The organism is Micromonospora sp. NPDC003944 (genome assembly GCF_053605225.1).
The window spans coordinates 19572-31097 of sequence record NZ_JBSGIV010000071.1 but is presented as its reverse complement, the minus strand read 5'-3'; the positions used below and the strand labels follow the sequence as shown (position 1 = coordinate 31097).

Below are 11526 nucleotides of genomic sequence, written 5' to 3'. Positions count from 1 at the left end.
CGACGCCCGGATCCTCTCCGTCGCGCTCAACCTCGCCGCCGAGGGGCGGGAGGTGACGCTGGTCAGCAAGGACATGCCGCTGCGGGTCACGCCTGGGCCGGAGGCTCCAGCCGCAACGTCACCCCGATCCGATTCCACACGTTGATTGTGGCAATCGCCACGACGAGGTCGGCCAGTTCCTTCTCCGACCAGACCTTCGCGGCGTCATCCCACACCTCGTCCGGCACCCCGTGCTCACCGAGCCGGGTGACCGCGTCGGTGAGGGCCAGCGCGGCCCGCTCCCGCTCGTCGAAGAAGGGTGCCTCCCGCCAGGTGGCGACAGCGAACAGCCGCCGGCTCGACTCGCCGGCGGCGAGCGCGTCCCGGCTGTGCATGTCCACGCAGTACGCGCACCCGTTGATCATCGACGCCCGCAGCTTCACCAGCTCCAGGACGCTGTGGTCGACGTTCGCCTGGACGTACTTCTCCAACCCCATGACGGCCTTGTACGCCTGCGGCGCGACCTCGGTCGGGTTCATCCGTTGCACGACTACCTCCTGATCGGTTCGACACCGACACGACGGTTCAGCCTGGGTGGGTCGTGACAACCGGGGCTGTGACCTCGCTCATGTCGTCGCGGCGGTCGGGGAGGGGTGGCGAGCGATCGACGACCGACGACCGACGTTCGCGTTCGCGTCACCCGGGCCGCCGCTCACCGTCACCTGCGCCCGATAGACCCACGGGGTCAACCCATGATCGGGAGGAAGCATGACCGAGCTTGATCGACGTACCCTGCTGCGGACCGGCCTGGTGGTCGGTGCCGGAGCCGCCAGCGGCGCCCTGGTGGGCGGAGCCGGCGCGAACGCCGCCCCGGCCTGGCGCCCGGCGGAGCGCCCGGTGCTCACCCACGGCGTGCAGAGCGGCGACGTGACCGCGGACTCGGCGCTGGTCTGGACGCGGGCCGACCGACCGGGCCGGATGCTCGTCGAGGTGAGCCGCCGGCCGGACTTCCGGGGGGCGCGCAAGCTGCGCGGCCCGGTGCTCACCCCTAACGGCGACTTCACCGGGAAGGTCCGGCTGCGGGGCCTGCCGGACGCCGAACGGCTGCACTACCGGGTGCGGGTGGAGGGCCTGGATCGGCACGGGGTGGTCAGCGAGCCGCTGACCGGGACACTGTCCACCGCGCCGGGGCGGCACCGGCGACGCGACGTGACGTTCGTCTGGACCGGCGACATCGTCGGGCAGGGTTGGGGCATCGACCCGAACTTCGGCGGCATGTCGATCTTCCGGGCGATGCGGCAGGCCCGGCCGGACTTCTTCCTGTGCAGCGGCGACACGGTGTACGCCGACGGCCCGCTTGTCGAGACGGTGACGCTGCCCGACGGGCGGGTCTGGCGCAATCTCGTCACCCCGGAGAAGAGCAAGGTCGCCGAGACGCTCGCCGAGTACCGCGGGCAGTTCGCGTACAACCTGCTCGACGAGCACCTGCGGGAGTTCGCCGCAGCGGTGCCCCAGATCAACCAGTGGGACGACCACGAGGTCCTGAACAACTGGTACCCGGGTGAGATCCTGGACGACCCGCGCTACACCGAGCGGCGGGTAGACGTGCTCGCCGCCCGGGCCCGCCAGGCGTTCAACGAGTGGCTGCCGGTGCCCGTCGACGGGCCGATGTACCGGCGGCTGTCGTACGGGCCGTCGCTCGACGTGTTCGTGCTCGACATGCGGACCCACAAGGACCCGAACGACGGCAACACGTACGCCGACCCGAAGCGTGGTCTGCTCGGCAAGCAGCAGCGGGAATGGCTGATCCGGGAGCTGAAGCGCTCCACGGCGACCTGGAAGGTGATCGCCAACGACCTGCCGATCGGGGTGGTGGTGCCGGACGGGCCGGGTGCGCAGGAGGGTGTCGCGCAGGGCGACCCGGGTGCGCCGGCGGGCCGGGAGTTGGAGTTCGCCGAGGTGCTGCGGGCCACCCACCGGGCCGGAGTGACAGGCATGGTCTTCCTGACCGCCGACGTGCACTACTCCGCCGCGCACCACTACGACCCGTCCCGCGCGGCGGTCGGCGACTTCACCCCGTTCTGGGAGTTCGTCTCCGGCCCGGCGCACGCCGGCGCGTTCGGCCCGAACGCGCTGGACGGCACGTTCGGCCCACGGGCGGCCTTCGTGCACGCGCCGCCGGTGGCCAACACGGGCCCGGCCGGGGGCTTCCAGCACTTCGGCGAGGTCACCATCGACGGCGAGTCCGAGGCCCTGACGGTCCACCTGCGCGACCGCGACGGCGCCTCCCTCTGGAACACCACCCTCCCCGCCCCGTAACCCCCCACCCCCGGTCGATCATGGAGTTGTTGCCACGACACGCCGTCGAGCCCGGCAACAACTCCATGATCAACGGGGGGCGGGCCGGGGGTGCGCCGTTGGTCCGGGTAGGCCGAACAGCTCCCCGTTGCCGACCGTCAGGTCGACGCCGCGGACTGCCTGGACCTTCCGACGCTCGTGGTGACCCATCTCGTGCGGCTGCGATGCGTGCCGCCCACCCGTCCGCCTCGATCGCGTGATCGCTCGTGATCCGCAGGCTAGGAGTGAGGGGGACCGGTGGGAAACGGATTCGGATCGAGCCGAATGCTCAGGCCGAGACGCTCGCCGGCTCGTCACCGACGAGCTGCACCAGTGCCAGACCTGCCGGTTCCAGGCCGTACAACACCCGTCGGCCCACCCGGCGACGGTGCACCACGCCCGCGGCCAGCAGCGCGGAGAGCTGCTCCGACACGGTGCTCGGGGCGAGCCCCAACGTGGCCGCGAGGCCGGCGGTGCTGGCTGGCCTCGCCAGCGCCCGCAGCACCTGGGCACGACCTCGACCGACAAGCACCGCCAGCCGATCCGTGGCCGGTGTCGTCCGGGCCGACGAGGCCGGCCCACCCTCGGCGAGCACTACCGCCCCGCGCGCCTGGTAGGAGACGGCGATGATCTCCGGATGGTCGGTGGCACAGACGAGTGCCCCCTCCGAGAAGATCAGGGGAAGCAGCAACAGGCGCTGGTTCACCGCCGTGAACTGCTGCTCCGACGGCTTCACAAGCGTCAGCACCGGCTTGTTCCAGCGCACCCGTTCGTGCAGGTCGGCAAGCAGCGCGTCCGGGCCGTACGCGGCGAGCGCCCGGGCCCGGTGCAGCACCTCCTCGTCCAGCGCCGCCTGCATCGCCGGCCACCACGGCGCGATAGCCGCGTCCCAGTACGCCTCGATGCCGTCGGCGAGCCGGTCCAGGGCGGCCCGTCGGTCCGTGACGAACGGGCGGAGCCACCCCGGCAGGTCGTCCGGGTGGTAGTAGTGGGGGATCTGCTCGGCGATCACCTCGGCCGGCGTCGCGCGCAGCTCGGCGAGTTGCTCGGCCAGGGTCGGCGCTGCCGACGTGGGGATCGGGCTGAGGAAGTCCGGTGCGGGTAGGCCGACGGTCAGCAGCCGGGCCGGCGCGGTCGCCGGCACGCCGTCGATCACCCGCCGTGCGTGCCGCGCCCAGGCGGTGTACGGCCAGGGCGCCTCCACCGGATGGCGGTGCAGCAGTAACAGACTGGTCAGCACCTCCCAGAGCGGGCTGGTGGCGATCCTGGTGCGGGACAGCGTCGGCTCGTCCAACTCGATCCGGATCACCCGGTCAGCCTAGGTTGCCGGCGCGCGCGTTTACTCGGCGGCGGGGCGGTGGGCGGGTCGAGTATCGTTGAGCACCGTAAGGCGATGACCCGGCCATCACCGGTGAGCCTCCGGAAGAACAGCCGGGCAACCGGCCCAGTAGAACCGGACGGGTGCGGCCCGTCACAGCCGGCAAATGAGCGGGCGGTCGATCCTGACCGCCAAGCGGGGTGGTACCGCGGGCCCACCCGGGAGCGCCGATCGAGGCGTACCCGGACGGTTCGTCCTCGCAGACCCACGTTGAGTGAGCTGCGAGGAGAGCGACCCCCGATGGCCTATCCGTTGCACGACCCGACCGCAGCCGGTGTGCCGGCGAGCCCGGACCTGCCCACGGTCGAGCGCCGGGTGCTGGAGCACTGGACGGCCGACAAGACCTTCGAGGCCAGCATCGAGGCGAGGCCGACCTCCGGTCGGCAGCCGGACACGACGGGCTCTGCCGATGATGGCGCCGCAGGCGACGCCGGTAACGAGTACGTCTTCTACGACGGCCCACCGTTCGCCAACGGCCTGCCGCACTACGGCCACCTCTTCACCGGCTACGTCAAGGACGTGGTGCCGCGCTACCAGACCATGCGCGGCCGGCACGTCGAGCGGCGCTTCGGCTGGGACTGCCACGGCCTGCCCGCCGAGGTGGTGGCCGAGAAGCAGCTCGGCATCACCAGCAAGGCGGAGATCATCGACCTGGGCGTGGCCCGGTTCAACGAGGCCTGCCGTACCTCGGTGCTGGAGTTCACCCAGGACTGGGAGCGGTACATCAACCGGCAGGCCCGCTGGGTCGACTTCACCAACGACTACAAGACCCTCGACCTGGACTACATGGAAAGCGTCATGTGGGCCTTCAAGACCCTGCACGACAAGGGTCTGATCTACGAGGGCTTCCGGGTGCTGGCGTACTGCTGGCGGTGCGAGACGCCGCTGTCGAACACCGAGACCCGGATGGACGACGTCTACCGGGACCGGCACGACCCCACCCTGTCGGTCTGGTTCGAGCTGACCGCCGACGAGTCCGCACCGGAACTGGTGCGCGGGCCGGTCAAGCTGGGCGTCTGGACCACCACGCCGTGGACCCTGCCGTCGAACCTGGCGCTCGCCGTCGGGCCCGACATCGAGTACGCCGTGCTGGAGCACCGGGGTTCCCCCGACAGCGAGCGCAGTGGCGAGCGCTTCGTGGTCGGCGCGGCGCGGCTGGCCGCGTACGCCAAGGAGCTGGAGGGCTACGAGCAGGTCGGGACGGTGTACGGCCGGGACCTGGTCGGACGCCGCTACACGCCGCTGTTCGACTTCCTCGTCGAGCAGGCCGGGGAGAACGCCTACCAGGTGCTCGGCGCGGAGTTCGTCACCACCGAGGACGGCACCGGGATCGTCCACCTCGCCCCGGCGTTCGGTGAGGACGACCAGAACGTCTGCAACGCCGCCGGCATCCCCACCATCGTCACCGTGGACGACCACACCCGGTTCACCGCGCTGGTCCCGCCGTACCAGGGTGAGCAGGTCTTCGACGTCAACAAGCCGGTGATCCGGGAGCTGAAGGAACGGGGGGTGGTGCTCAAGCAGGACACCTACACCCACTCGTACCCGCACTGCTGGCGCTGCGACACCCCGCTCGTCTACAAGGCGGTGTCGTCGTGGTTCGTGGCGGTGACCCAGTTCCGAGACCGGATGGTCGAGCTGAACCAGGAGATCAACTGGACGCCCGGTCACATCAAGGACGGCTCGTTCGGCAAGTGGCTGGCAAACGCCAGGGACTGGTCGATCAGCCGGAACAGGTTCTGGGGCTCGCCGATCCCGGCGTGGAAGTCCGACGACCCGAACTACCCGCGCCTGGACGTCTACGGCTCGCTCGCGGACATCGAGCGCGACTTCGGCGTACGCCTGACCGACCTGCACCGGCCGGCGGTGGACGACCTGGTCCGCCCCAACCCGGACGACCCGACCGGTCAGTCGATGATGCGTCGGGTGCCGGAGGTGCTGGACTGCTGGTTCGAGTCCGGGTCGATGCCGTTCGCCCAGGTGCACTACCCGTTCGAGAACGCGGACTGGTTCGAGCACCACTACCCGGGTGACTTCATCGTCGAGTACATCGGGCAGACCCGTGGCTGGTTCTACACGATGCACGTGCTGGCCACCGCCCTGTTCGACCGGCCGGCGTTCCGCAACTGCCTGAGCCACGGCATCCTGCTCGGCTCGGACGGACGCAAGATGTCCAAGAGCCTGCGCAACTACCCGGACGTCTACCACGTCTTCGACTCGTACGGCTCGGACGCGATGCGCTGGATGCTGATGTCCTCGCCGGTGCTGCGTGGTGGGGACATGGCGGTCACCGAGACGTTGATCCGGGACTCCGTCCGGCAGGTGCTGCTGCCGCTGTGGAACGTGTGGTACTTCTTCACGCTCTACGCCAACGCGGACGGCTACACCGCGAAGCGTCGGACGGACTCGACGCACCTGCTCGACAGGTACGTCCTGGCGAAGACGAACGAGCTGGTGTCGACGGTCGGCGCGCAGATGGACGCGTACGACATCTCCGGTGCCTGCGCCACCGTCCGGTCCTACCTGGACGCGTTGACCAACTGGTACGTCCGCCGGTCCCGGGACCGGTTCTGGTCCGGTGACGCCGACGCCTTCGACACCCTGTCGACGGTGCTGGAGACGCTCTGCCGGGTGGTGGCACCGCTCGCGCCGCTGACCGCCGAGGAGATCTGGCGCGGCCTGACCGGCGAGCGTTCGGTGCACCTGACCGACTGGCCCTCGGCGGAGGAGTTCCCCGCCGACCACGACCTCGTGGCAGCGATGGACAACGTCCGGGCGGTCGCCTCGGCGGCGCTGTCGTTGCGCAAGGCCAAGGGGCTGCGGGTCCGGCTGCCGCTGTCCACGCTGACCGTGGCCTCGCCGGCGGCGGAGCAGCTGCGACCGTTCGCCGACCTGGTCGCCGACGAGGTCAACGTGAAGACCGTGGAGTTCAGTGCGGAGCTGTCCGCGTACTGCGAGCAGGTGTTGACGGTGGTGCCGCGGGTGCTCGGCCCGCGGGTCGGCAAGCAGGTGCAGCAGGTGATCAAGGCGGTCAAGGCGGGCGACTGGGAGCTTGTCGACGGCGCCCCGGTGGCCGCCGGCGTCACCCTGGCCGAGGGCGAGTACGAGTTGCGCCTGATCGCCGCCGACGCCGAGCACTCGGCGCCGCTGCCCGGCGGCGAGGGTGTGGTGGTGCTGGACACCGACGTCACCCCCGAGTTGGCCGCCGAGGGGCTGGCCCGGGACGTGGTGCGGGTGGTCCAGCAGGCCCGTCGGGATGCCGACCTGGACGTCTCGGACCGGATCGTGGTGTCGGTGTCCGCGTCCGACGAGGTGCGCGCGGCGGTGGCCGCGTACGTCGACTTCGTCGCCGCGGAGGTGCTTGCCGACTCGGTCGACTTCGTCGAGGGTCCGGACGGCTCGGACGGCCCGGCTGGCTTCGCCGGCGAGGTCGGCGACGGTGAGCGGGTAACGGTGGTCGTCCGCCGGGTATAACGGACCATCGCCAGGGTGCGGGCGCCTCACCACCTCCGTCTGGGAGGTGTGGAGGCGTCCGCTACCGTGACACCGCCTGTTCGCACCTCATCTGCCGGAGGACCAGTGCCCCTGCTCTACACCATCGGCAAGCTCACCGTGGCGCCCTCGCTGCGGTTGGCGTTCCGCCCGACCGTGGAGGGGCTGGAACACGTGCCGGAGACCGGTGGCGCCGTCTTCGCCGGCAACCACCTCTCGGTGGCCGACGAGCTGTTCCTCGGTACGGTCGTGCCCCGGCACCTGGCGTTCTGGGCCAAGTCCGAGTACTTCAAGGGCACCGGCGTGAAGGGTGCGATCTCCAAGTTCGTCCTCACCGGCCTGGGCGCGATTCCGGTCGAGCGGGCCGGCGGGCGGGCGGCGCTGTCCGCGTTCGACGCGGCGATCCCGGCGCTCAAGGGCGGTGACCTCGTGGTGGTCTACCCGGAGGGCACCCGCTCGCCGGACGGCAAGCTCTACCGGGGGCGGACCGGCGCGGCGCGGCTGGCGATCTCGGCCGGTGTGCCGATCATTCCGGTCGGCATGATCGGCACGGACAAGGCGCAGCCGATCGGTGCCCGGGTGCCCCGGCCGGGCACTGCCAAGATCACCGTCAAGTTCGGCAAGCCGTTGGACTTCACCGGTCGTCCGGACGACCGCACCTCACTGCGGCAGATGACCGACGAGTTGATGAGTGAGATCCAGAAGCTCACCGGCCAGGAGTACGTCCCCCGCTACGCGCCGCCGCGCGCCCACCCGGACCCGACCCGCGACGCCTGACCCCAGCCCTGCCCCTGCCCCTGCCCCTGCCCCTGCCCCTAGCCCGACGGTGATCAAGAGGTTTGCGTCATCGGCGAGGCTGATCCTGACCGAAACCTCTTGATCAACTCGGGGGTCAGGGTTCAGCCCCGCTCGGGCTGGACGATCTGGGCGCGCAGCGTGGCCAGCAGGTCGGCGCTGTCGGCGACGGAGAGCCGGGTGAACACACCGGTAGCGATACTGCCGTGGTCGACCGACGTGCAGACCACCACGTCACTGCCGTCGGCGCTGCCCACCGCGCACCGTTCGTGCCTGCCCCGTACGCCGGTGTCCACGCTCTGAGGGGTGCTCAGCGCGTACCTGTCGGTGAGCCGGCTGATCTCGGCTTCCGCGTCCGACTCCGGACTGACTCGGAAGCCGGTGCCGCCGAAGACCGTCACCCGCTTGCCGCTCGTCGTCGAGTAGACGCCGGCGAACGTGTCCTCGGCCAACCAGTGCTCCTTGCGGACCTCACCCTCCAACTTCCGGGCGGCCTCCGTGCTGCGGTTGTCCTGCCGCAGGCTGAGGTCGTCCACCTGGACGGGCAGTGCCGCGCGCGCCGGGTACTGCGCCGAGATCGGGAACCCGTAGTAGGCGGGGCAGCCACAGCAGCAGGCGAGGGTGAGCAGCAGCAGCCACGGCCAGCGGCGTCGTCGGCGGACCGGGACCGGCACGTACCCCTTGGGGGCTTGCCAGTCGGGCGGCGGCGCCGGCGGTGGCGCTGAGCGCTTGCTCCGACGCTGCTTCGGCACCGTGACCGGCGCGGGCGGTGCCATCGGTCGGCTCGGCGGCGCTGGTGCCATCGGTCGGGTCGGCGGGTTCGCCCGGGCGGCCTGCGCGGGCGCAGCCGGCGGCGGCGCCGGGTGCCCGGCCGGGGGAGCGGGCGGCCCGGACCACTGCCGGGTGTCCGGCGGCGTCGGGTACGGCATCGTGGGCGGCAGCGGGGGCAGTTCGGCGGAGGGCAGGTCCCAACCGCCGGTGTCCACGCCGGCCCACGGGTCGACAGGCGTCTGGTGCTCCGGCGGCCCGAAGGGGACCGGCGGGGCGGGGGTCGGTTCGGCCGACTCACCCCAGGCGGACCGGCGTGGCAAGGGCGGCGGCACCGGGGCCGAACCGCTCCACCGGGGTGCCGGGACCTCCGCGGTGGCAGCCGGCTCTGGTGGGTCCGGGACCTCCGCGCTGGCGGCCGGCTCCGGCTGGTCGGGGGCGTCCGGCTGGTCCGGGGGTACGGGTGGGGAGGTCGGCTCGTCGGCGACCACCGGGTCACGCTCCGGCTCGGCGCCCGGGGTGCTCCCGTCGGCCGGCCGTGCTCCCGGCTGGGGCTCCGGCATCGCGGCAATCTCCTCTCGCGCCGAACCGAGGTTAGTACCGTGCCGCCACCACCGCCGATCGGGCGTGCGCGCGATCGGCGTCAGGCGAACGCGTACCCTTGGGCATCATGAGTGCCCCGTCCACGACGCCGCGCGCCGCCGCGACCAACTCCGTGTGGTCTCAGCTCGAGCCGCTGCTGCCCCAGGTCTCCAAGCCCATCCAGTACGTCGGGGGCGAGCTGGGCGCGGTAACCAAGGACTGGGATGCGGCGACCGTGCGCTGGGCGCTGATGTATCCCGACGCGTACGAGGTGGGCCTGCCCAACCAGGGTGTGCAGATCCTCTACGAGGTGCTCAACGAGCTGCCCGACACCCTCGCCGAGCGGACGTACGCGGTCTGGCCGGACCTGGAGACGCTGATGCGCACGCACGGCGTGCCGCAGTTCACCGTCGACGCGCACCGGGCGGTGCGCGGGTTCGACGTGTTCGGCATCTCCTTCTCCACCGAGCTGGGTTACACGAACATGCTCACCGCGATCGACCTGGCCGGCATCCCGATGCTGGCCGCCGACCGCACCGACGCCGACCCGGTGATCGTGGCCGGCGGGCACGCCGCGTTCAACCCGGAGCCGATCGCCGACTTCATCGACGCCGCGGTGCTCGGCGACGGCGAGGAGGCGGTTCTGGAGATCACCGCGATCGTCCGGGAGTGGAAGGCCGAGGGCTCACCGGGCGGCCGCGACGAGCTGCTGCTGCGGCTGGCCCGCACCGAGAGCGTCTACGTGCCGCGCTTCTACGACGTCGACTACCTGCCGGACGGCCGGATCCAGCGGGTCGTGCCGAACCGTGCCGACGTGCCGTTCCGCGTGCACAAGCGCACGACGATGGACCTGGACGCCTGGCCGTACCCGAAGAAGCCCCTCGTTCCGCTGGCCGAGACGGTGCACGAGCGGTACGCGGTGGAGATCTTCCGGGGCTGCACCCGGGGTTGCCGGTTCTGCCAGGCTGGCATGATCACCCGGCCGGTGCGGGAGCGGTCGATCACCACGGTCGGGCAGATGGTCCGTGAGGGCCTGGAGTTCTCCGGCTTCTCCGAGGTCGGCCTGCTGTCGCTCTCCTCGGCGGACCACTCCGAGATCGGCGACATGTGCTCGGGCCTCGCCCAGCAGTACGAGGGCACCAACGTCTCGCTGTCGCTGCCGTCGACCCGGGTGGACGCCTTCAACATCGACCTCGCGCAGGAGCTGTCCAAGAACGGGCGGCGCACCGGCCTGACCTTCGCCCCGGAGGGCGGGTCGGAGCGGATCCGCAAGGTCATCAACAAGATGGTGTCGAAGGAAGACCTGATCCGTACGGTCGTCACCGCGTACACCAACGGCTGGCGGCAGGTGAAGCTCTACTTCATGTGCGGCCTGCCCACCGAGACCGACGAGGACGTCCTCGAGATCGCCGAGATGGCCCACGAGGTGATCCGGGCCGGCCGGGCGGCGACCGGCTCCAAGGACATCCGCTGCACGGTCTCCATCGGCGGGTTCGTGCCGAAGCCGCACACCCCGTTCCAGTGGGCCGCGATGGACCGTCCGGAGGTCATCGACCACCGGCTCAAGATCCTCAAGCAGGCCATCAACGCGGACCGCTCGCTGGGTCGGGCGATCGGCTACCGCTACCACGACGGTGAGCCGTCGCTCATCGAAGGGCTGCTCTCCAGGGGTGACCGCCGGGTCGGCTCGGTGATCCGCAAGGTCTGGGAGAACGGCGGCCGGTTCGACGGGTGGAGCGAGCACTTCTCGTACCAGCGCTGGGTGGACGCGGCGGCCGAGACGCTGCCCGCGTTCGGGGTGGACCTCGACTGGTTCACCACCCGTCAGCGCGACGAGCTGGAGGTCCTGCCCTGGGACCACCTCGACTCGGGCCTGGACAAGGACTGGCTCTGGCAGGACTGGCAGGACTCGGTCAGCGAGTTCGAGCAGGACGACTGCCGGTGGACGCCCTGCTTCGACTGCGGCGTCTGCCCATCGATGGACACCGAGATCCAGATCGGCCCGACCGGCAAGAAGCTGCTGCCGCTCACCCCGCTTGGCGGCAACGGCATGAAGGTCCCGTCCGGCCACTCGCACCCCTGACCGGGCCACCCGCACCGACCTCCCCCGAGATTGGCCGCCATCTGTACCACGTGGTGGTGGCTGGGGCTGCCCCGACTAGGTCAGACTCGATACGCTGCGTCTGACATGGACC

At 71.0% G+C, this 11526-nt stretch carries 7 protein-coding genes; 4 read left to right on the top strand and 3 right to left on the bottom strand.

Features of this window, described 5'->3' with window-relative positions; translation table 11 throughout:
* Nucleotides 1–86: 86 nt before the first annotated feature.
* Nucleotides 87–518 (bottom strand): carboxymuconolactone decarboxylase family protein, encoded by a 432-nt coding sequence (locus tag ACWER9_RS27110; protein WP_452304500.1) that lies wholly within the window; start codon nucleotides 516–518, stop codon nucleotides 87–89.
* A gap of 229 nt (nucleotides 519–747) precedes the next feature.
* On the opposite strand from ACWER9_RS27110, the gene ACWER9_RS27105 reads away from it, so the two are divergent.
* The gene (locus ACWER9_RS27105; protein WP_452304499.1) at nucleotides 748–2298 is read left to right on the top strand and encodes an alkaline phosphatase D family protein; all 1551 of its coding nucleotides are present in this window, start codon (nucleotides 748–750) and stop codon (nucleotides 2296–2298) included.
* A gap of 307 nt (nucleotides 2299–2605) precedes the next feature.
* Here the strand turns inward: ACWER9_RS27105 and ACWER9_RS27100 are convergent, their stop codons facing one another.
* Nucleotides 2606–3625 carry an ArsR family transcriptional regulator gene (locus tag ACWER9_RS27100; RefSeq protein ID WP_452304498.1) on the bottom strand — a complete coding sequence of 340 codons (1020 nt, stop codon included), beginning with the start codon at nucleotides 3623–3625 and terminating at the stop codon, nucleotides 2606–2608.
* A gap of 309 nt (nucleotides 3626–3934) precedes the next feature.
* On the opposite strand from ACWER9_RS27100, the gene ileS reads away from it, so the two are divergent.
* Nucleotides 3935–7168 (top strand): isoleucine--tRNA ligase, encoded by a 3234-nt coding sequence (gene ileS, locus ACWER9_RS27095; RefSeq protein ID WP_452304497.1) that lies wholly within the window; start codon nucleotides 3935–3937, stop codon nucleotides 7166–7168.
* A gap of 105 nt (nucleotides 7169–7273) precedes the next feature.
* Nucleotides 7274–7963 carry a lysophospholipid acyltransferase family protein gene (locus ACWER9_RS27090; protein WP_452304496.1) on the top strand — a complete coding sequence of 230 codons (690 nt, stop codon included), beginning with the start codon at nucleotides 7274–7276 and terminating at the stop codon, nucleotides 7961–7963.
* Nucleotides 7964–8085: 122 nt separating this feature from the next.
* Here the strand turns inward: ACWER9_RS27090 and ACWER9_RS27085 are convergent, their stop codons facing one another.
* Entirely contained in the window at nucleotides 8086–9312 is a 1227-nt protein-coding gene (locus ACWER9_RS27085) for a hypothetical protein (RefSeq protein WP_452304495.1), read from the bottom strand.
* Between the two features lie 107 nt (nucleotides 9313–9419).
* On the opposite strand from ACWER9_RS27085, the gene ACWER9_RS27080 reads away from it, so the two are divergent.
* The gene (locus tag ACWER9_RS27080; RefSeq protein ID WP_452304494.1) at nucleotides 9420–11414 is read left to right on the top strand and encodes a TIGR03960 family B12-binding radical SAM protein; all 1995 of its coding nucleotides are present in this window, start codon (nucleotides 9420–9422) and stop codon (nucleotides 11412–11414) included.
* The last annotated feature ends 112 nt before the right edge of the window (nucleotides 11415–11526 follow it).